This window comes from Pseudomonas furukawaii, assembly GCF_002355475.1.
Taxonomy (GTDB): domain Bacteria; phylum Pseudomonadota; class Gammaproteobacteria; order Pseudomonadales; family Pseudomonadaceae; genus Metapseudomonas; species Metapseudomonas furukawaii.
The window spans coordinates 2,458,486-2,479,507 of the sequence record NZ_AP014862.1; the positions used below are offsets into that span (position 1 = coordinate 2,458,486).

The following is a 21,022-nucleotide window of genomic DNA, read 5'->3' on the forward strand; positions in this document are numbered from 1 at the left end:
CTCATGAAGTGCCGCGTTCCCGTCCCGTCTTGGGCGGATTGCCGCGTCGGCGCCGAGCCTGGAACCCGAGACGATGAGCCCATCCCGAAGCACGCACCGTGACCTCTTTCAGGTCCTTCGCCCGTTCTGGCCGCTTCTGGTGGGCATCCCGGCCCGCGTGAGCATCACGGGCTGCTGGCGACCGTCAACCACGCCCTGCGTCGCGATGCCGCCCGCCTGACGCGTCGGGCCTGCTGCCTGCGCGAGCGCCTGGCCATGCCCCGCTGCGCCGCCTGCCCCCTGGCCGCGCAGCGGGATGAATTCGACTTGCCAACACAACCATAAAATCGAAGGAAACATCATGACCACTCCTGAACTGGACCGATCGACGATACGCCTGCGCCGCTGCATCGCCGCCGCGGCCCTGGGCATCGCGCTATCCGCTTCCATGCAGGCCCTGGCCGAGCCCGTGCGGCTGAGCATCCCCGAGCAGCCCCTGTCGTCGGCGTTGTCCGACCTGGGAAACCAGGCCGGCCTGCAGATCATCTACAGCCAGGACACCGTGTCCGGCATTCGCAGCCGTGGCATTTCCGGGGAGATGGAGCCTGAGCAGGCGCTACGGCGATTGCTGGAGGGGACGTCGATCACTTACCAGATCGACGGCAGCCATGTGACGCTTCAGGGCACCCGCGACGATTCGGCGATGGCCCTGCCGACTACCAGCATCGTCAGCCAGGCCTACAGCTCGGTGGCTCCGGACGACGGCTATGTGGCCAAGCGCGCGTCCGCCGGCACCAAGACCGATACCCCGATCGTCGAGACGCCCTACTCGGTTTCGGTGGTCACTCGCCAGCAGATCGAGGCCCAGCAGCCCAAGACCGTGGCCCAGGCCCTTCGCTATACCCCGGGTGTCAATGCCGAGCTGGCCGGTCCGCAGTTCGTCACCGACCAGCTGACCATTCGCGGCTTCCAGCAGGGCACCGGACGCATGCTGCGCGATGGCACTCGCACCTTCCTGCCGGAATTCCTCGGCTGGGATGCCCCGGAACCCTATGGCCTGGAGCGTATCGAAGTGCTGCGCGGCGCCAGCTCCGTGCTCTATGGCGCGTCGGACCCGGGCGGCCAGATCAACCTGGTGAGCAAGCGCCCGACCACCGAGGCGCTGCATGAGGTGCAGTTGCAGGCCGGCAACCTCGACTACAGGCAGGGCGCCTTCGACCTGGGCGACAAGCTGGACGAGGAGGGTGTCTGGAGCTACCGCCTGACCGGCCTGTTCCGAGAGGCCGATGCCCAGGCCGACCACATCACCAACCGCCGCCAGTACTTCGCCCCGGCGATCAGCTACCGCCCCAGCGATGACACCGAACTGACCTTCCTCGGCGAGTACCAGAAGCAGACCGGCAACTTCGCCAACCCGCTGCCTGCGCTGGGCACCGTCTTCCGCGATCCCCGTGGCCGCCTGGACCGGGACACCTACGTGGGTGACAGCGCCTTCGACCACATGACCAACGAGAAGACCTCGCTCGGTTATGTGTTCGAGCACCGTTTCGACGAAATCTGGACGCTGCGCCAGAACGTGCGCTACAGCGACTACCGCCAGTCCAGCTCGGAGATTGCGTTGTTCGGCCCCCTGGGGAACGGCTCGTACTCCCGCTACAACGATCAGCGCGAGGGCGACGGCCGTCTTTTCACCATGGACACCCAGGTGCAGGCCAACTTCTTCACGGGTGACGCCGAGCACACCCTGCTCACGGGGGTTGACTACAACAACGGCAAGTTCGACCAGGACCAGGCGTTGAACTTCATCCTCGAGGGCTTCGACCCGTTCAACCCGGTGTATGGCCAGCCGTTGACCTTCATCCCCTTCAGTCGCTCGAGCTATGAGCAGAAGCTGTCCCAGACCGGCGTCTACCTCCAGGATCAGTTGAAGCTGGACAACTGGGTATTCCTGCTGGGTGGCCGCTATGACTGGGCCAGCAACCAGAAGGACGATCGCAGCCCGCAGACCCAGAAGGACGAGAAGTTCAGCGGCCGCGCCGGCATCGTCTACCTCTTCGACAATGGACTGGCTCCCTATGTCAGCTACAGCGAGTCCTTCCTGCCGGTCATGGGAACCACCGTCGATGGCTCGCAGCTGGACCCGGAAACCGGCAAGCAGTACGAGCTGGGCCTCAAGTACGAGCCGCCGGGCACCAACAGCCTGTACACCATCGCGCTCTTCGACCTGACCAAGCAGAACGCCACCGAGTTCGTCAGCGGCTTCGCCCGCCAGGAAGGCGAGGTGCGTTCACGGGGCGTCGAGCTGGAGGGCAAGGCCGAGATCGTCCAAGGCTTCAACCTGATCGGCAGCTACACCTGGAACGATGTCGAAGTCACCGAATCGGACCTGGGCACCGAGGGCAACACGCCGTTCCGCGTGCCGGAGCACATGGCATCGCTGTGGGGCGACTACATCGTCCAGGGCGGTGCGCTGGCGGGGCTGCGCATCGGCGCGGGCGCCCGCTACGTGGGCAGCACCTACGGCGATTCCGCCAACAGCTTCAAGGTGGACAGCTACACCGTCGTGGACGCCCTGGTGAGCTACGAGCTGGGCAAGCTGGATGCCTCGCTGGACGGTGTGGAAGTGGCTCTCAACGCCAGCAACCTGTTCGACGAGGAGTATGTCGCGGGTTGCTTCAGCAACATGGGTTGCCAGTGGGGCCAGCAGCGCACGGTCTACGGCACGGTGACCTACAACTGGTGAGGCTGACGGCGACTGGCCGGAGCCTCTCCGCGTCCGGGGTTGCGGGCAGGGCGCCCGCGACCCCGGCTTCCGGTTCCCGGACGTCGGCCTTGTCCGGTCGCCCATGACGAACCTCGACTCGCGAAGGACTGACCGAGCATGACCTCCCGCACCCTGCGCATCTGGTACCTGGTGCACAAGTGGACCAGCCTGGTCTCCACGCTCTTTCTGCTGTTGCTGTGCCTGACCGGATTGCCGCTGATCTTCCACGAGGAGATCGAACACTACGTCGAGCCCCATGCGGAGCCCCGGGAAATCGTCTCCGGATCGTCGAGGATCGACTACGACAAGGTGATCGCCGCCGCGCTGGCGGCCCGGCCTGGCGAGGTGGTGCGCTTCGTCGGCTTCGACCGCGAGGAGCCGGTCGGCGTGATCACCACCGCGCCCACCCTGGTGGCGCCACCGCTGGATGGCCATGCCCAGTCGTTCGATACCCGCACGGGCGAGCTGTCCCCTCCGGAACCGCCGGAGCAGGGTTTCATGACGGTCATGCTGCGCCTGCACACCGACCTCTTTCTCGGCCTGCCCGGGTTCCTGTTCCTGGGGCTGATGGGGCTGTTGCTGCTGGCTTCCCTGGTGTCGGGCGTCGTGGTCTACGCGCCGTTCATGCGCAAGCTGGACTTCGCCACCGTGCGTACCGGGCGCAGCACGCGCCTGAAATGGCTGGACCTGCACAACCTGCTCGGGATCCTGGTCCTGACCTGGCTGCTGGCCGTCGGCGCCACGGGGGTCATCAACACCCTGGCGTTGCCGATCCTCGGCCTGTGGCAGAACGGGCAACTGGCGGACATGACCGCGCCCTACCGGGACGCACCGCCGCTGCAGTCGCTCGGTTCCCTGCACAAGGCGTTGGAGAGCGCCCGACGCGCGGCACCGGACATGGAACCGGGTTTCGTCGCCTTCCCCGGTACCCAGTTCAGCAGCCAGCATCATTACGCGGTGTTCATGCGCGGCACCACGCCGCTCACCGCTCGCCTGCTCAAGCCGGCGCTGGTGGACGCGCGGACCGGCGAACTGACCGACATACGCGAGATGCCCTGGTACGTGAAGACCCTGCTGGTCTCGCAGCCGCTGCACTTCGGTGACTACGGCGGACTGCCGTTGAAGATCATCTGGGCGGTGCTCGACATCGTGGCGATCGTGATCCTCGCCAGTGGCCTCTATCTCTGGCTGGGCCGACGCCAGGGGGCGACGGCCGCGCTGATAGACGGCGGCCCGGCCCCGGAGGGCAAGGCATGAGGCGGGGGCTCTGGATGATCTTCCGCTGGCCGCTGCTCATCGGCCTGCTCAGTGCGGTCGGCCTGGTGTCGGCACTGCTCGACGACGGCCTCTACGATGCGCTCTCCTGGTTCTGCCTCGGCATCCCGCTGGCGCTGGTCGCCCGGGCCGTCCTGTTCGCCCCGCCTGCACAGGCCGCCCCGGCTGCGCATCGCCGCCGTCTTCCCCATTCTTGAGAGCCTGATCGGCTCGCCCAGCCGTCCGGCCTCTCCCGGATACGAAGAGGCTCGGCAGGCGAGCGCGTCGAACGCCTGCCAGAGGCCATCGGCCTGGCGGATCCCGGGCCGTGTCGCGAATAGCCGCACATAGAGTGGGCGAATTTCAATGAGCTGCTAGGCTTCCAGGAACATTCTCGCGAGGCGCGCCGCGATGGAAGAAAAGGACGACTCCAGCCTGGGCAAACGGCACGAAACCCGCCTGTTCCTCTTTCTGATCATCCTGCTGTTTCCGCTGCTGTCGATCGCGCTCGTGGGCGGCTACGGCTTTGTCGTCTGGATGCTGCAACTGATCATGGGACCGCCCGGTCCGCCGGCCTGAAAAGGAGTTGAGGCCTCATGCCCGAAACCCTGCATATCGCCAGCCTGCTGGTTCACTGCCGCCCGCAGCTGATGCCGGCGCTGCTGCCCAACCTCGCCCGTTTGCCGGGGGTGGAGGTTCACCGCCATTCCCCCGAAGGGAAGCTTGTGGTGGTGCTCGAAGTGGAGCATGAGCGGCAGATCCTTGATTGCATCGACCAGATTCAGCAACTGCCCGGCGTACTCAACGCCGCGCTGGTGTACCACGAACTCCTCAGTGCAGAAGGAGACACGCCATGAGCCTGACTCGCCGTGAGTTCGCCAAGGCGCAGGCCGCCGCCATTGCGGCCGCCGCCGCCGGCCTGCCCATCGCCACCACTGCCAGCAACCTGATCACCGATGCCGAAAGCACCAAACTGGACTGGAACAAGGCGCCGTGCCGATTCTGCGGCACCGGTTGCAGCGTCATGGTGGCGACCCGGGATGGCCGCGTGGTGGCCACTCACGGCGACGTCAAGGCCGAGGTGAATCGGGGATTGAATTGCGTCAAGGGTTATTTCCTGTCGAAGGTGATGTACGGCATCGACCGCCTGACCCAGCCGCTCTTGCGCATGAAGGACGGCGCGTACCACAAGCAGGGCGAGTTCCAGCCGGTGTCCTGGGACCAGGCCTTCGACATCATGGCCGAGAAGTTCAAGGCGGCGATCCGGGAGCACGGGCCCGAATCGGTCGGCATGTTCGGCTCGGGGCAATGGACGGTGTGGGAAGGCTACGCCGCCAACAAGCTGATGAAGGCCGGCCTGCGCTCCAACAATATCGATCCCAACGCCCGCCACTGCATGGCCTCGGCGGTGATGGGGTTCATGCGCACCTTCGGCATGGACGAACCCATGGGGTGCTACGACGACATCGAAGCCACCGACGCCTTCGTCCTCTGGGGCTCGAACATGGCCGAGATGCACCCGATCCTCTGGACCCGGGTCACCGACCGCCGCCTGAGCTTTCCCCATGTGAAGGTCGCGGTGCTGTCGACCTTCGAGCACCGCAGCTTCGAGCTCGCCGATATTCCCATGGTGTTCAGCCCGCAGACGGACCTGATCATCCTCAACTACATCGCCAACCACATCATCCAGAGCGGCGCGGTCAACCAGGCGTTCGTGAGCAGGCACACCCGCTTCGCCAAGGGCGCCGACGACATCGGCTACGGCCTGCGCCCGACCGACCCGCTGGAGCGGAAGGCGAAGAACGCCGCCAGCGCCAATACCTGGACCGACATCTCCTTCGAGCAGTTCGCCGAGTTCGTCAAACCCTACAGCCTGGAGCGTGCCGCCCGGGAGTCGGGGGTGCCGGCCGAGCGTCTCAAGGCCCTGGCCGAACTGTATGCAGACCCCAAGCGCAAGGTGGTGTCGTTCTGGACCATGGGTTTCAACCAGCACACGCGCGGCGTGTGGGCCAACAACCTGATCTACAACATCCACCTGCTCACCGGGAAGATCAGCGAGCCCGGCAACAGCCCGTTCTCGCTTACCGGCCAGCCATCGGCCTGCGGAACGGCGCGGGAAGTGGGGACCTTCTCCCACCGCCTGCCGGCCGACATGCTGGTGGCCAATCCCAAGCATCGTGCCATCGCCGAGCGGCTCTGGAAGCTGCCTGAGGGCACAATCCAGGAGAAGCCCGGCTTCCATGCCGTGGAGCAGAGCCGAAAGCTCAAGGACGGTGTGCTCAAGGTGTACTGGACCCAGGTCAGCAACAACATGCAGGCCGGGCCCAACCTGATGCAGGAGGTGCTTCCCGGCTGGCGCAATCCGGATGCCTTCGTGATCGTCTCCGACGTCTATCCCACCGTTTCGGCCCAGGCCGCCGACCTGATCCTGCCCAGCGCCATGTGGGTGGAAAAGGAGGGCGCCTACGGCAACGCCGAGCGACGGACGCAGTTCTGGCACCAACTGGTCAAGGCGCCGGGCGACGCCAGGTCCGACCTGTGGCAACTGGTGGAGTTCTCCAAGCGCCTGGACACCGACGAGGTGTGGCCCGACGAGTTGCTGGCCAAGGCGCCGCAGCTGAAGGGCAAGAGCCTGTACGAGGTGCTGTTCAGGAACGGCCAGGTCGACCGCTTCCCCTTGAGCGACATGGCCGAGGGCTATGCCAACGACGAGGCGAAGGCCTTCGGCTTCTACCTGCAGAAGGGACTGTTCGAGGAGTACGCCGCATTCGGGCGTGGGCATGGCCATGACCTGGCGCCCTTCGACCGCTATCACGCCGAGCGCGGCCTGCGCTGGCCGGTGGTGGATGGCCGGGAAACGCGCTGGCGCTACCGCGAAGGACAGGACCCCTATGTGGAGCAGGGCAGCGGCGTGCAGTTCTACGGTTACCCGGACAAGAAGGCGATCATCTTCGCCTTGCCCTACGAGCCGCCGGCCGAGGCGCCGGACAAGGAATTTCCGTTCTGGCTCAGCACGGGCCGTGTGCTGGAACACTGGCACACCGGAAGCATGACTCAGCGGGTCGACGAGTTGCACCGGGCCGTGCCGGACGCCCTCGTCTACATGCACCCGGACGACGCTCGCGAACTCAAGGCGCGCCGGGGCAGCGAGATCAAGGTGGTCAGCCGGCGCGGCGAGATCCGGGCTCGCGTGGAAACCCGGGGACGCAACAAGCCGCCGCGCGGGATGGTGTTCGTCCCCTTCTTCGACGCCAACAAGCTGATCAACAAGGTCACCCTGGATGCGACCGACCCGATCTCCAAGCAGACCGACTTCAAGAAATGTGCGGTGCGCATCGAACTGGTCAGCCTGGCGTAAGGAGCACGACCATGAAGACCCTGCCCCTGCTGTTTGCCCTGCTGGTCGCCGGCGTACAGGCCGCCGACTATCCACTGGATGCTCCCGCCCCGGACGGTCGTCGCCCCGGCGGGACCCTGACCCAGACGCAACCGGCGCCCCCGCTGGCCGCCGAGGAGAACAAGGACATCAAGCGCGAACGCATCTACCCGGACCAGCCGCCGACCATTCCCCACGCTATCAGCAACTACCCGATCGACAAGAACAGCAACAAGTGCCTGTCCTGCCACAGCCGTGCGAACGCCCCGCGCAGCCAGGCGCCCATGATCAGCATCACCCATTACATGGACCGTGACGGCCAGGCACTGGCTGCGGTTTCTCCGCGCCGCTACTTCTGCAACCAGTGCCACGTGCCCCAGGCGGATGTGAAGCCGCTGGTGGAGAACCGGTTCCGCACGATCGACCAGGTGCTGCAGGACGAAGTGCAGCGCGCCGGGCAAAAGCCGTGAGGTGTGCATGAAAGCCTTGTCAGCCCTGCTTCGCCGATACTGGACCGTCCTGCGCCGTCCGAGCGTGCACTACAGCCTGGGGTTTCTCACCCTCGGCGGCTTCATCGCGGGCATCGTGTTCTGGGGGGGCTTCAACACCGCCCTGGAGGCGACCAACACGGAAACCTTCTGCATTTCCTGCCACGAGATGCGGGACAACGTCTTCGTCGAACTGAAGGACACCATCCATTACAGCAACCGCTCCGGCGTACGCGCCACCTGCCCGGACTGCCATGTCCCCCATCAGTGGACCGACAAGATCGCGCGCAAGATGCAGGCCTCCAAGGAGGTCTGGGGCAAGATATTCGGCACCATCAACAGCCGCGACAAGTTCCTCGAAAAGCGGCGCGAGCTGGCCGAGCACGAATGGGCGCGGCTCAAAGCCAACGACTCGCTGGAGTGCCGCAACTGCCACAACTTCGAGTTCATGGACTTCACCCGCCAGAGCGTCAGGGCGCGGCAGATGCACTCGACGGCACTGTCGGCAGGCACCGCCACCTGCATCGACTGCCACAAGGGCATCGCCCACCGCCTGCCGGACATGAGCGGGGTTCCGGGGTGGTGAGCCTTGGCCTGACCTGACGCGGGTCGACGATGCGTCATATGTATATTCAAATTGGGTATTTAAATTAGTTTTATTATTCCTTTAGTGTCTTTTCCATGCGTACCTGCCGACCAATCGGCGCGCCGCACTGAACACATGGCCGAATCCCCGGCCGGTCAAAGTGATGCGCCTGATTGGCGCCCTTGCATGGAGCTCCTCTATGTCGGCAGCAGCCCAAACCACGACCACAGTGTCGGCACAGTCGTTCGACATTCGTCCCTTCGATGCGCCGCTTGGCGCCGAAATCATCGGCCTGGATCTGAGCCGGCCGCTGAGTGACGCCGACTTCGCCCGCGTCCACCGCGCTCACCTGGATCACGCCCTGCTGGTATTCCGCGACCAGCGCATCACCCCCGAGCAGCAGATCGCCTTCAGCCGCCGTTTCGGCCCGCTGCAGATCCACGTACTCAAGCAGTTTCTGCTGGCCGATCACCCGGAGATTTTTATCATCTCCAACATCGTCGAAAACGGTCAGCCCATCGGCCTGGGCGATGCCGGCAAGTTCTGGCATTCGGACCTGTCCTACAAGGAGTTCCCCAGCCTCGGCTCCATGCTCCTGGCCCAGGAGCTGCCGGAAGAGGGCGGCGACACGCTGTTCGCCAGCCAGCAACTGGCCTATGAAACCCTGCCGAGCGAGCTGCGTCGGGCCATTGAGGGCAAGCGCGCCGCGCATTCCTACACCGCGCGTTATGCCGATGAAGTGTTCGCCGGCGTTCGCCGCCCAAGGTTGACCGAGGCGCAATTGGCCGAGGTCAAGGCGGTGGTGCACCCGGTGGTGCGTACCCATCCGGAAACCGGGCGCAAGGGGCTGTTCGTCAACGAGAACTTCACCACCCACATCCTCGACATTCCCGGGGACGAGAGTCGCCAGATCCTCGCCGAGCTGTACGCCCACAGCGCCAAACCCGAGTTCATCTACCGCCACCCGTGGCAGCCGCACGACATGGTGTTCTGGGACAACCGCGCGCTGATCCACCTGGCCACCGGTTGCCCCAACCATCTGCGCCGGCGCATGCACCGCACGACCATCCAGGGCGACGTGCCGTTCTGATTGACCGCACACCCTAGTTCCCTTTTCGCTTTCATCCGAATGGAGTCACACCATGTCTCTAGGCAAACGCTTTCCCTTCATTCCCCGATTTGGCCGGCTCGCCAGCGGTATCGGTCTTTCCCTGAGCCTGCTGGCAGGCTCACTGGCGGCGCCTCAGGCGGCGCATGCCGAGGGGCAGATTCGCATCGCCGAGCAGTTCGGCATCGTCTACCTGTTGCTCAACGTGGTCCGTGACCAGCAATTGATCGAGAAGCACGGCAAGGCCGAGGGCCTGGATATCAAGGTCGACTGGCAGCAGCTCTCCGGCGGCTCGGCCGTCAACGATGCGCTGCTGTCCGGCGCCATCGACATCGCCGGTGCCGGCATCGGCCCGCTGCTCACCGTCTGGGATCGCACCCACGGCAAGCAGAACGTCAAGGGCGTAGCTTCGCTGGGCAACTTCCCTTACTACCTGGTGAGCAACAACCCCAAGGTCAGGACCATCGCCGACTTCACCGAGAAGGACCGCATCGCCGTTCCGGCGGTGGGGGTATCGGTGCAGTCGCGCTTCCTCCAATACGCGGCTGCCAAGCAGTGGGGCGACAAGGAATTCGATCGTCTGGACAAGTACACCGTGGCGCTGCCGCACCCGGACGCGACCGCCTCTTTGCTCTCCGGCGGTACCGAACTTACCGGGCACTTCTCCAACCCGCCGTTCCAGAACCAGGCGCTGGAGAACCCCAACGTGCACGTGGTACTCGACACCTACAAGCTGCTCGGCCCGAACTCGCCGACCGTGCTCTATGCCACCGAGAAGTTCCGCAACGACAACCCCAGAACCTACAAGGCCTTCGTCGCCGCGCTGGCCGAGGCCGCCGACTTCGCCCAGAACGACAAGGGCGCGGCAGCCGACACCTACATCCGCGTGACCGGCGCCAAGATCAGCCGTGAGGAGCTGCTGAAGATCATCGACAACGAGCAATTCCAGTTCAGCGTGACGCCGACCAACACCTACCCGCTGGCCGAGTTCCTCCAGCGCGTCGGCGCGATCAGGAACAAGCCGGCCTCCTGGCAGGACTACTTCTTCGAAGACGCCGCCATCGGTCAAGGAAGCTGAGCCCCATGAATGCCCCTCTGCAAGGCCACGTGGCCAGCACGCAAAGCGCAGGCGCCTTCGACACCCTGTTGCAGGTGGAGAAGGTCAGCCTCGAATACCGCACCCCGCAGCGCGTCGTGCGCGCCACCCACGAAGTCAGCTTCGAGGTGGATCGCGCCGATCGTTTCGTGCTGCTCGGCCCTTCGGGGTGCGGCAAGTCCACGCTGCTCAAGGCCGTGGCCGGCTTCATCGAGCCGGTCGGCGGCAGCATCCGCCTGGAAGGCACCGAGGTGCGCGAACCAGGCCCGGATCGCATCGTGGTGTTTCAGGAGTTCGACCAGCTACCACCGTGGAAGACGGTGAAGCAGAACGTCATGTTCCCGCTGCTGGCCTCGCGCACTTTGGGGCGCCGTGATGCCGAAGAGCGAGCGTTGCATCATCTGGAGAAGGTCGGCCTGGCCGCTTTCGCCGATGCCTATCCGCACACCCTGTCCGGCGGCATGAAGGCGCGCGTGGCCATCGCCCGTGCGCTGGCCATGCAGCCGAAGATCCTGCTGATGGACGAGCCCTTCGCCGCGCTCGATGCACTGACCCGGCGCAAGATGCAGGAGGAGCTGCTGCGACTGTGGGAGGAGGTGCGCTTCACCCTGCTGTTCGTCACCCATTCCATCGAGGAGGCGCTGATCGTCGGCAACCGCATTCTGCTGCTGTCGCCGCATCCGGGGCGGGTGAGGGCGGAGGTGGGCTGCCATCAGTTCGACCTGCACAGCCTGGGTGGCGCGGCGTTCCAGCAGACCGCGCAACGCATCCATCGCCTGTTGTTCGAGGAGGACAGCGAGGAGGGCGCACGCGCCGCTGCCGAGCTGGGCTTCCAGGACATCCGCATTGCCTGCTGAGGAGCGCGTCATCATGAGTTATTCCCCCGTACGGCGCGAGGAGTACGAAATCCCCCTGGAACCGCTGCCGGATCTCAGGCTGGAGCGTGAGCTGCCGCTGGTGCAGCGCCTTTGGCAGCAGGGCTGGCTGCGCAAGACGGTGATCCTGCTGGTCCTGGCCCTGATCTGGGAGCTGTCGGCGCGTTACCAGGGCAATGACCTGCTGCTGCCCGGTTTCGTGCAGACGGCGAGGGCCCTCTTCGAAGGCCTCGGCACTGGCAAGTTGCTGGAGAAGGTGGCGATCTCGCTGTCGGTACTGGTCAAGGGCTACCTGGTCGGGATCGGGCTGGCCTTCCTGCTGACCACCCTGGCGGTGTCGACCCGACTGGGGCGCGATCTGCTGTCCACCCTGACGTCGATGTTCAACCCGCTACCGGCCATCGCCCTGCTGCCGCTGTCGCTGCTGTGGTTCGGCCTGGGGGAGAACAGCCTGATCTTCGTGCTGGTGCATTCGGTGCTCTGGGCACTGGCGCTCAATACCTACGCCGGCTTTCTCGGCGTCTCCGAGAGCCAGCGCATGGCCGGGCGCAACTATGGCCTCAGGGGCTTGCGCTTCGTGCTGTTCATCCTGGTCCCGGCGGCGCTGCCGTCGATTCTGGCGGGCCTGAAGATTGGCTGGGCCTTCGCCTGGCGCACGCTGATCGCCGCCGAGCTGGTGTTCGGCACCTCCAGCGGCAATGGCGGCCTGGGCTGGTACATCTTCCAGAACCGCAACGAGCTGTACACCGACAAGGTGTTCGCCGGCCTGGCGGTAGTGATCCTGATCGGCCTGCTGGTGGAGAACCTGGTGTTCGCCACGGTCGAGCGGATCACCGTCAAACGCTGGGGCATGCAGCGCTAGAGGAAGTACCCAACCGCTAACCCTCAAGGCGGGTGAGAAGCGCCTTGGCCCATGAACCGGTCCTCGGACCGGAAGTTTTTTCGGAGCGGGACCGGGCCAGGCAGCCGCCCGCTCCTTTTTTATTACAGGCAAGCCGCGTCCTTCGGACCCATGGCTATGGAGCCGCCAGTCATGACTTTTTCACAAACCCCATCCTCTCTGCTGACGCTCTCCGAGGCCGACAAGAGTCCGCTGAGCATTCGCGCCAAGGCGCTGGTGTTCGTCGACCCGCATTCGCGCCGGCTGCGTGAGCAGGCCGAGGCGCTGGCGCCGGGCGGACAGCCGCTGCTGATCGTCGGTGAAACCGGTACCGGCAAGGAATTGCTGGCTCGTTATATCCATCGCCAGAGCGAGCGCGGCGGCCTGTTCGTCGCGGTCAGCTGTGCGGCGATCAGCCCGAAATGGGGCGAGGCGGAACTGTTCGGTCATGCTGCCGGCGCCCATGTCGGCTCGGTCAGCAGCCGTGCCGGCTGGTTCGGCTCGGCCAATGGCGGCACGCTCTACCTGGACGAGATCGCCGATTTGCCGCGCCCCTTGCAGGCCAGGTTGCTGACGGCCCTGGAGACCCGCGAGGTCTATCGCGTCGGCGCCAGCCAGGCGATGCCGGTGGATGTGCGCCTGTTGGCGGCGAGCAGCATCGACCTGGCACGCGCGGTGGTCGCCGGCACGTTCGACGAGCGTCTGTACGCCTATCTGCGGGACGGCCAGTTGCTGTTCCCGGCATTGCGCCAGCGGGTCGGTGACATCCTGCCGCTGGCGGAGTACTTCCTCGGTGTCCATGCGCAGCGCCTCGGCCTGAACATTTCCCCGATCGGTGAAGAGGCGCAGGCACTCCTGGAGGCGTATGCCTGGCCCGGCAATACCCGCGAACTGGAGAACGTCATCCACTTCGCCCTGCTGCTGGCCGGTCACTCGGCCATCGGCCCCGAACACCTGCTGTTTCGAGGGGCGTCCCGGCCTGTTCAGGCTAGGGTGGCGCTCTGACACCCGTGATGCGTGGCCCGTCGCAAGGCCAGAAGCGCCGCCTGACCGCCGATACGCAACCTCAGCGGTCCTGCGGTCGCTCTCCAGGGCTATGCTGACCGGGACACCGGAAAGGGAATCCCGCGAGGGGTTGGCGAGCCTGCCGGGCTGGCCAGGGCGCCGTGATTCAGCATGCACTGCGAGGTAAACGGGATGAAGCGCCATTGTTCGATTGAAATCCCCATTGCCGATCGGAAGGCAGCTGGCCAGGCGCTGGCTCCGCTGTTGAATGCCTACCGTGGCCGGGCCAACACCCTTGTGCTGGCCTTGCCACGGGGCGGCGTTCCCGTGGCATACGAGATTGCGATGGCCCTGGGATTGCGCCTGGATCTGATGCCGGTGCGCAAGTTGGGTGTGCCGTTCCACGAGGAACTGGCCATGGGGGCCATCGCCAGCGGTGGTGTCCGCTACCTGAACACCGATGTGGTGAACACGCATCGCATCGACGGCTCCACGCAGGAGGCGGCCGTGGAGCGCGAGCTCAAGGAGCTGAATCGCCGTGAGCGGGCCTATCGAGGCGACCATCCGCTGCCGGACCTGCGTGACCAGCAGGTGATCCTGGTGGATGACGGGCTTGCCACCGGTGCCACCATGCGGGCGGCCATTCAGGCGGTTCGCGACCGGGGTGCCGCCCGGGTGATAGTCGCCGTTCCCGTGGCGCCGAGCGACACCCTGGCCGAACTGCGCGAGGAGGTGGACGAGGTGGCTTGTCCCTTCGTGCCCCAATGGTTTAGCGCAATCGGCTGCTGGTACATCGATTTCTCCCAGGTCGCGGATCACGAGGTGATCGACCTGCTGAAGAATGCCTGGGGACGCGATCTCCAGGTGCGCACCCAGTCCTGACGCACTGGCCCGCGTGCCCTTGGTGGGGATGGCCTGAGCGCCTGGCCCGCTAGCCGGCCGGTTTGGCGTCGCCGGTCAGCCAGCCGAACAGGCGCTCGGTGTCCTCCCGTCGGCACAGCTCGCTGCCTTCGGTCATGATCGCCGCTGTACCGGCCGCCACGCCGTAGCGCGCCGCCTCGGACCAGCCCGCTCCGGAGGCGTGCTTGAGCACCATCGCCGCCAGCAGGCTGTCGCCAGCGCCCACCGTGCTGCGCCGTGGCACCGTGGGCGCCGGGATGCGTTCGCAGAGCGCGGCGGTCACCAGCAGCGCACCCTGCGCGCCGAGGGAAACCAGCACCGCTTCCGTGCGTCCGGCCACCACCAGGTCCCTGGCCAGTCGGGTCAGGTGCTCAGGTCCGGTGATGGGCTCAGCTGCCATGGCGGACAGTTCGTCGAGGTTGGGCTTGATCAGCAGCAGGCCGCCGCACGCCAGCATCTGGCGCAGCGCGTCGCCCGTGCTGTCCACCACGCAGCGGCTGCCGCGTCGTCGGGCCTGCTCCAGTAGCTGCGGCAGGAAGTCCGCCGCCAGCCCTTCCGGCAGGCTGCCGCTGATGACCAGGTAGTCCGCCAGGGGCGCCCTGTCCAGGGCCGACAGCACCGCGGCCTGCTCCTGGGCGGAAAGGGGACTGCCGGGAAGCACGAACCGGTACTGCTGGCCGTCGGCCTGGTTGGTCAGGTTGATGCACTCGCGGGTCCAACTGGCCGTGGGGACCGCCTGGCGGGGAACGCCCTCGGCATCGAGCAGGTCGAGCAGGTGCGCGCCGGTGGAGCCCCCGACGGGAAAGAGCGCCAACGCCTCGCCGCCGAGCCGTCGGATCGCCCGCGCCACATTGATCCCACCCCCTCCAGGCGCGTACACCGGCGGGCTGCAGCGCAGCTTGTCATGGGGGCTCAGGCGAGGAACCGCCGTGGCCATGTCCAGGGCGGGATTCAGGGTAAGGGTCAGGATGCGCTGGGCGGCCATGGCGGATACTTCCAGACGGTGAGGTCTGGTTTCAGCCTAGGCGATGCCCGGGAGCGCGCGAGCGCCGCCGGCCCAAGGCATAATCCCGTCTTTGCCCTCCAGGAGCCCCCCATGCTGCTCGATTTCTCCCAGCTGGCACCGCTGGACGCCTACCGTTGGCTGGCCAATACCGTGACGCCCCGTCCCATCGCCTGGGTCTCCACCCTGTCGAAGGATGGCGTCAGCAACCTCGCGCCCTTCAGTTTCTTCCAGGTGATCAGCGACAACCCGGCCACCTTGCTGGTGAATATCAACACCCGCGCCGATGGCCAGCTCAAGGACACGCTGCGCAACCTCCGCGACACCGGCGAGCTGGTGATCCAGCTGGTGTCCTTCGCCCAGGCCGAAGCGATGAACGCCAGCGCGGCCGGCCTGCCCCATGGCGTCAGCGAGTTCGAGCACTGCGGTATCGCCACCCAGTCGTCGCTGCGGGTCCGGCCGCCGAGGGTGGCCGGAGCGCCGGTGGCCTTCGAGTGCCGGGTGGCGGAAGTGCAGCCCTATCCGCGCGCCAACCCCAACAGCCACCTGGTCTTCGCCGAGGTGCTGCTGGCCCATGTGGATGATGCGGTGGTCAACGAGGCGGGCCGGGTGGACCCCCATCGCCTGGACCTGGTGGGGCGCCTGGGTGGCAGTGCCTACACTCGTACCCTCGACACCTTCAACATGACGCGTCCGGCCTGAGCCTCCGGCGATCAGCGGCTCGCGCTGCGCGCGAGCTGCTGGCGCAGCCATTTGTCCATCTCGACGATGGCGCAGGTGGCCACCGCCGTGCCCAGGCACCAGGCCCAGCCCAGGCCGTCGAGGCCCTGGGTGCCGAACAGGGCCTGGAACGCCGGTACGTAGGTGAAGGCGAGTTGCAGCAGCACCATCAGGCCCACCATGCCCCACACCATGGGGTTGTCCCAGAGGCCGAAGCGCGCCGGGCCGCTCAGGCGCCGGCTGCTGAACAGGTAGCCGATCTCGCCGAACACCAGGGCGTTCACCGCCAGGGTCCGGCCGGCCTCCAGGGTCCAGCCCAGTTGCTGGGTATGGATGAACAGGCCGAGGCTGGCGACGGTCAGCAGCACCGACACCAGCAGGATCTTCCACAGCAGCTCGCCGGATAGCAGCGGGGCCCTGGGGTCGCGGGGCGGACGGTCCATCAGGTCGTCCTCGGCGGGCTCGAAGGCGAGCGCCAGGGCCAGGGTGACGGCGGTGATCATGTTCACCCAGAGGATCTGCAGGGGCGTGATGGGCAGGGTCAGGCCCATCAGGATGGCGGTGAGCAGGACGATGGCCTGGGCGCCGTTGGTGGGCAGGATGAAGAGGATGGATTTCTTCAGGTTGTCGTAGACGGTCCGGCCTTCCTCCACCGCGTGGGCGATGGTGGCGAAGTTGTCATCGGCCAGGACCATCTGCGCCGCCTCCTTGGCCGCCTCGGTGCCCTTGATGCCCATGGCCACGCCGATGTCGGCGCGTTTCAGGGCGGGTGAGTCGTTGACCCCGTCGCCGGTCATGGCCACGCGCTCGCCGATGGCCTGGAGGCGTTCCACCAGGCGCAGCTTGTGGCTGGGGCTGGTGCGGGCGAAGACGCTGGTTTCCCGGAGCAGGGCATCCAGCTCGGCGTCGCTGAGGTCATCCAGGTCGGCGCCGGTCAGGGGCGTGCCGGCCGGCAGGCCGAGGCGTTCGGCGATGGCGGCGGCGGTGGCGGCGTGGTCGCCGGTGATCATCTTCACCTCGATGCCGGCGCTGTGGCATTCGGCGATGGCGCGGATGGCTTCCTCCCGGGGCGGATCGATCATGCCCACCAGGCCCAGCAGCGCGAAGCCGCTTTCCAGGTCGCCGTGGTCCAGTTCCCGCTGGCCGCCGCCGACGTTGCGGCGGGCGAGGCCGATCATGCGCAGGCCGGCGGCGGCCCCTTCCTCCAGGACTTCATCCCAGATGCGCGGGTCCAGCGGCTCGGCGGCGTCATCCCGCCATTGCCGGTCGCACACTTCCAGCAGGCGCTCCGGTGCCCCGACGAGGTAGATCACCCCCTCGCCACGCTCGTCCCGGTGCAGGCTGGCCAGGTAGCGGCGCTCGGAGCTGAAGGGGATGGCATCCATCCTCGGGCGGCGTTCGGACTCGTCGTCCGAATCCAGTTGCAGCTTGCCCGCCAGGGTCAGCAGGGCGGCTTCCGTGGGGTCGCCGGTGATGCACCACTGGTCGTTCACCGCGCAGAGGCTGGCGCTGTTGGCCAGGAGGCCCGCGCGGGCCAGTTCGTGGAGGTCGTGGGCGAGGTCGGCGTCGGGGCTCACGTCGCCCTCGGGCGCATAGCCGACGCCGCTGACGTCGAAACGCCGTGCGGCCGTGTAGACACGCTGCACCGTCATTTCATTGCGGGTGAGGGTGCCGGTCTTGTCGGAACAGACCACGGTCACCGCGCCCAGGCTTTCCACGGCCGGAAGCCGGCGGATGATCGCCTGGCGCCGGGCCATGCGTTGCACGCCCAGGGCGAGGATGATGGTCAGCACGGCCGGCAGTCCCTCGGGAATGGCCGCCACGGCGAGGCCCACGGCGGCCATCAGCATCTCGTCCGCGCCATAGCCCCGCAGCAGGACGCCGAAGGCGAAGGTGGCCGCCGCCAGGGCGAGGATGATCAGCGTCAGTTGCCGGGCGAAGCGCGCCATGTCGGCCAGCAGCGGGGTCTGCAACTGTTCCACCGAACCCAGCAGGTGGCTGATGCGGCCCAGTTCAGTGTCCCCGGCGGTGGCCACCACCAGGCCGAGGCCGCTTCCGGCGCTTACCAGGGTGCCGGAGTAGGCCATGCTGTGGCGGTCGCCCAGGCTGGCGTGCTCCGCCACGGGCTGGCTGGTCTTGTCGGTGGGGACGGACTCGCCGGTGAGGGCGGCTTCCTCGATGCGCAGGTCGCGGGTTTCCAGCAGGCGCAGGTCGGCGGGTACCCGGTCGCCGGCCTCCAGCAGGACCAGGTCGCCGGGGACCAGGTCCTCCGCCGGCACCTGGCGCACCTCGCCACCTCGTTTCACCCGGCTGTCCAGGGTCAGCAGCTTCTGGATGGCGCGCATGGCCGATTCGGCCTTGCCTTCCTGGATGAAGCCCACCACGGCATTGATCAGCACCACGCCGAAGATCACCGCGCTGTCCAGCCATTCTCCCAGAGCCAGTGTGACCAGGGTGGACGCCAGCAGGACATAGATCAGCAGGTTGTGGAACTGCAGCAGGAAACGCTTGAAGGGGCCCACGCCGGCTCGTTCCGGCAGGCGATTGGGGCCGTGGCTGGCGAGGCGGCGCTCGGCCTCCGCGGACTCCAGCCCGAGGGGTGTGCTGTCCAGCGCGTGCAGGCTGGCTTCGGCGCTCCGGGCGTGCCAGTGCGGCGGGGTGGGATGGGTCATGGCGGCCTCCTTGGCGAATCTGTTGCTTAGCCTAGATCTGTCAGTTCCATGGCGTATTGGCGTAGGTCATTTCTGAAGAACTTGCTTAGCCCGCTTGGAAAACGATCCAGAAGCGACCTTCATTTAGTCAAAAACAGCATGGCGCCCGAGGTTGGCAGGAATGTGGCTTGTCGCCACTATCCCGCAGCTCCTAAGGTCGGCCGATAAAGGAAGCGGATAGCGTTTCGCGTCCATGCAGTCGTCGCCTTGCGGGGAGGTTGGAGCATGTGGACTGTCGTACAACGTGGGCTGGCCAGCCTGAGTACCGCCAACAAGCTGATGCTGGGATTCGGCACCGTGCTGCTGCTGACGCTGGTGGTGGCCGCCACCGGCTTCACCGCGCTGCGTGCGGTGGATGAACGGGCCCGCCTGCTGGAGGAGATGCGCGCCATCAGTGGCGATGTGGCGGCCATGCGCGGGACGGAGAAGGACTACGCCATCAGCGGCGACGGAAAGCGGGCCGACGCGCTGCGCCAGCAGGCCGATGCCGTGGTGGCCCGCAGCGAGGCCCTGGCGGGGCGGCTCCAGGGGCCGGGGCGCGAAGCCCTGGCCGAGGTGTCCCAGGCGATGGCCGAGTACCGGGCCGCCTTCGATCGCTACGTGGAGCTGGCGGATAACCAGCGGCTGTCCCTGGAAGCGGCCAACTGGCTGGTGGTCAGCGCATCCAACAGCCTCGACGTGCTGCAGAGCGGCCTCAATGAGGATGGCGTCGACCTGCTCAAGCGTTCCCAGGGCGCGGAGGGCGCGGACCTGGTGACCCAGGGTGGACAGATCAGCCGGGTCTACCAGTTGCTGTTGCAGGCCCTCAACCAGGCCCGCCAGCGCCTGGAGCAGAGCCGCACGTCCGGTGAGGCGGTCGCCCCGGAAATCCAGGAGGCCCTGGATGCGCAGAAGCAGGCCGCCGAGCTGCGCGATGCCATGCAGGACCCGGGGTACGCCGCCGTGCTCACCGAGGTCATCGGCAATGTCGATTCGTTCAACGAACGGCTCAAGGAATACACCGGCATCCTCGAACAGCAGCGACGCGAGTACGCCCACCTGGCCAGCCAGGCCGAGCGCGTCGTGCAGGCCGTGGAGCGGGCTTACGAGCAGCAGAAGGCCGCCATGCAGCGACAGCAGGACAGCAGCTCGGCGCTGATCCTCCTGGCCGCCGCCCTGGCCCTGGCGATCGGCCTCGCGGCCACCCTGGTGATCAGCCTGGCCATCGTCCGGCCGCTGCGCCGGGTGATCGGTCTCGCCCGGCAGATCGCCGACGGCGACCTCAGTGCCCGCATCGAGGTGCAGCGCCGCGACGAGATCGGCCAGTTGCTGGAGGCCATGGCGGGCATGTCGGCCAATCTGCGGGACATGGTGGGACGCCTGCAGGGCGGGGTGGCGCAGATCTCCGCCTCGGCCCAGGCGCTGTCCAGCGTCACCGAGCAGACCCGTGTCGGGGTGAATGGCCAGAAGGAAGAAACCGACCAGGTGGCCACCGCCATGAGCCAGATGGCCGCCACCGTGCAGGAGGTGGCGCGCAACGCCGAAGCCGCCGCCAGTTCCACCGAGGCCGCCGACCAGCGCGTCAGCAGCGGCAGCCGGGTGGTGCGCCAGACCCTGGAGCGGATCGACCAGCTGGCCCGGGCGATGGAGGAGAGCACCGCCAGCATCCAGCGGCTCAGCCAGGACACCCAGAGCATCGGCACCGTGCTGGACGTGATCAAGAGCGTCGCCGAGCAGACCAACCTGCTGGCGCTGAACGCCGCCATCGAGGCGGCCCGGGCCGGCGACCAGGGGCGGGGATTCGCCGTGGTGGCCGACGAGGTACGGGCCCTGGCCCGGCGCACCCGGCAATCCACCGAGGAGATCGAGCGGCTTATCGCCACCCTGCGCGAGGGCGTGCGCAGCTCGGTTGAACACATGCAGCAGAGCGGCGCGCTGGTGGGGCTCACGGTGCAGGATGCCGGTCTCACCGAGGAAGCCCTGGCGGGCATCGCCGAGGCGGTGAACCTGATCCACCAGATGAACCAGCAGATCGCCGCGGCGGCGGAACAGCAGAGCGCCGTGGCCGAGGAGATCAACCGCAGCGTCACCAGCATCCGCGACGTGGCCGACCAGTCCGCCCTGGCCATGGAGGAAACCGCGTCCTCCAGCGTGCAGCTGGCGCGCCTGGGCAACGAACTGCAGGGGATGGCCTCCAGCTTCCGCCTCTGAAGCGCTCGCGCCGGGGGAGGGCGGGAATATCTGCAGGATCCGGCATTCCGTCACCCGGTCCGGCGCCCTAGAATGGTGCCCCTGTCC

At 66.8% G+C, this 21,022-nt stretch carries 19 protein-coding genes; 16 read left to right on the forward strand and 3 right to left on the reverse strand.

What is annotated here, in order from left to right; genetic code table 11:
• Window positions 1-108: 108 nt before the first annotated feature.
• Window positions 109-342 (reverse strand): hypothetical protein, encoded by a 234-nt coding sequence (locus tag KF707C_RS11500; RefSeq protein WP_096368016.1) that lies wholly within the window; start codon window positions 340-342, stop codon window positions 109-111.
• Here KF707C_RS11500 and KF707C_RS11505 point away from each other — a divergent pair.
• The 14 genes from KF707C_RS11505 to KF707C_RS11570 all read left to right on the forward strand — a co-directional run bounded on the left by KF707C_RS11505 (window position 341) and on the right by KF707C_RS11570 (window position 14,293).
• Window positions 341-2,722 carry a TonB-dependent siderophore receptor gene (locus KF707C_RS11505; RefSeq protein ID WP_003449816.1) on the forward strand — a complete coding sequence of 794 codons (2,382 nt, stop codon included), beginning with the start codon at window positions 341-343 and terminating at the stop codon, window positions 2,720-2,722. The genes KF707C_RS11500 and KF707C_RS11505 overlap by 2 nt on opposite strands.
• Window positions 2,723-2,860: 138 nt before the next feature.
• Window positions 2,861-4,000 carry a PepSY-associated TM helix domain-containing protein gene (locus tag KF707C_RS11510; RefSeq protein ID WP_003449815.1) on the forward strand — a complete coding sequence of 380 codons (1,140 nt, stop codon included), beginning with the start codon at window positions 2,861-2,863 and terminating at the stop codon, window positions 3,998-4,000.
• Window positions 3,997-4,215 (forward strand): hypothetical protein, encoded by a 219-nt coding sequence (locus tag KF707C_RS11515; protein ID WP_036991987.1) that lies wholly within the window; start codon window positions 3,997-3,999, stop codon window positions 4,213-4,215. The genes KF707C_RS11510 and KF707C_RS11515 overlap by 4 nt, the downstream gene beginning before the upstream one ends.
• Window positions 4,216-4,408: 193 nt before the next feature.
• Window positions 4,409-4,576, forward strand: coding sequence for a periplasmic nitrate reductase, NapE protein (gene napE / locus KF707C_RS11520; RefSeq protein ID WP_003449813.1), 168 nt, complete (start codon window positions 4,409-4,411; stop codon window positions 4,574-4,576).
• A 17-nt stretch (window positions 4,577-4,593) separates the two neighbouring features.
• Complete coding sequence (locus KF707C_RS11525; RefSeq protein WP_003449812.1) at window positions 4,594-4,854, forward strand: chaperone NapD; 261 nt, start codon at window positions 4,594-4,596, stop codon at window positions 4,852-4,854.
• Window positions 4,851-7,355 carry a nitrate reductase catalytic subunit NapA gene (napA, locus tag KF707C_RS11530; protein ID WP_003449811.1) on the forward strand — a complete coding sequence of 835 codons (2,505 nt, stop codon included), beginning with the start codon at window positions 4,851-4,853 and terminating at the stop codon, window positions 7,353-7,355. Before KF707C_RS11525 ends, napA begins: the two co-directional genes overlap by 4 nt.
• Before the next feature lie 11 nt (window positions 7,356-7,366).
• Window positions 7,367-7,843 carry a nitrate reductase cytochrome c-type subunit gene (locus KF707C_RS11535; protein ID WP_003449810.1) on the forward strand — a complete coding sequence of 159 codons (477 nt, stop codon included), beginning with the start codon at window positions 7,367-7,369 and terminating at the stop codon, window positions 7,841-7,843.
• Window positions 7,844-7,850: 7 nt separating this feature from the next.
• Complete coding sequence (locus tag KF707C_RS11540) at window positions 7,851-8,447, forward strand: cytochrome c3 family protein (protein WP_003449809.1); 597 nt, start codon at window positions 7,851-7,853, stop codon at window positions 8,445-8,447.
• Between the two features lie 199 nt (window positions 8,448-8,646).
• Window positions 8,647-9,537 carry a TauD/TfdA dioxygenase family protein gene (locus KF707C_RS11545; protein WP_003449808.1) on the forward strand — a complete coding sequence of 297 codons (891 nt, stop codon included), beginning with the start codon at window positions 8,647-8,649 and terminating at the stop codon, window positions 9,535-9,537.
• A 52-nt stretch (window positions 9,538-9,589) separates the two neighbouring features.
• Window positions 9,590-10,633: an ABC transporter substrate-binding protein gene (locus tag KF707C_RS11550; RefSeq protein WP_003449807.1), complete on the forward strand. Its 1,044-nt coding sequence runs from the start codon at window positions 9,590-9,592 to the stop codon at window positions 10,631-10,633.
• 5 nt (window positions 10,634-10,638) lie between these two features.
• A complete protein-coding gene (locus KF707C_RS11555) occupies window positions 10,639-11,508 on the forward strand; it encodes an ABC transporter ATP-binding protein (RefSeq protein WP_003449806.1) in 870 nt (289 codons plus the stop codon).
• Window positions 11,509-11,521: 13 nt separating this feature from the next.
• The gene (locus KF707C_RS11560) at window positions 11,522-12,388 is read left to right on the forward strand and encodes an ABC transporter permease (protein ID WP_003449805.1); all 867 of its coding nucleotides are present in this window, start codon (window positions 11,522-11,524) and stop codon (window positions 12,386-12,388) included.
• A 171-nt stretch (window positions 12,389-12,559) separates the two neighbouring features.
• Window positions 12,560-13,411: a sigma 54-interacting transcriptional regulator gene (locus tag KF707C_RS11565; protein ID WP_003449804.1), complete on the forward strand. Its 852-nt coding sequence runs from the start codon at window positions 12,560-12,562 to the stop codon at window positions 13,409-13,411.
• 192 nt (window positions 13,412-13,603) lie between these two features.
• Window positions 13,604-14,293 carry a phosphoribosyltransferase gene (locus KF707C_RS11570; RefSeq protein ID WP_003449803.1) on the forward strand — a complete coding sequence of 230 codons (690 nt, stop codon included), beginning with the start codon at window positions 13,604-13,606 and terminating at the stop codon, window positions 14,291-14,293.
• 49 nt (window positions 14,294-14,342) lie between these two features.
• On the opposite strand, the gene KF707C_RS11575 is transcribed toward KF707C_RS11570, so the two are convergent.
• Window positions 14,343-15,296: a 1-phosphofructokinase family hexose kinase gene (locus KF707C_RS11575; RefSeq protein WP_003449802.1), complete on the reverse strand. Its 954-nt coding sequence runs from the start codon at window positions 15,294-15,296 to the stop codon at window positions 14,343-14,345.
• Window positions 15,297-15,407: 111 nt separating this feature from the next.
• Between KF707C_RS11575 and KF707C_RS11580 the strand changes: the two genes are divergently transcribed.
• Complete coding sequence (locus KF707C_RS11580; RefSeq protein WP_003449801.1) at window positions 15,408-16,016, forward strand: flavin reductase family protein; 609 nt, start codon at window positions 15,408-15,410, stop codon at window positions 16,014-16,016.
• Between the two features lie 11 nt (window positions 16,017-16,027).
• Here the strand turns inward: KF707C_RS11580 and KF707C_RS11585 are convergent, their stop codons facing one another.
• The gene (locus KF707C_RS11585; RefSeq protein WP_003449799.1) at window positions 16,028-18,706 is read right to left on the reverse strand and encodes a cation-transporting P-type ATPase; all 2,679 of its coding nucleotides are present in this window, start codon (window positions 18,704-18,706) and stop codon (window positions 16,028-16,030) included.
• A 264-nt stretch (window positions 18,707-18,970) separates the two neighbouring features.
• Between KF707C_RS11585 and KF707C_RS11590 the strand changes: the two genes are divergently transcribed.
• On the forward strand, window positions 18,971-20,935 hold the full coding sequence (locus tag KF707C_RS11590) for a HAMP domain-containing methyl-accepting chemotaxis protein (RefSeq protein ID WP_003449797.1): 1,965 nt from the start codon (window positions 18,971-18,973) through the stop codon (window positions 20,933-20,935).
• Window positions 20,936-21,022: the final 87 nt, after the last annotated feature.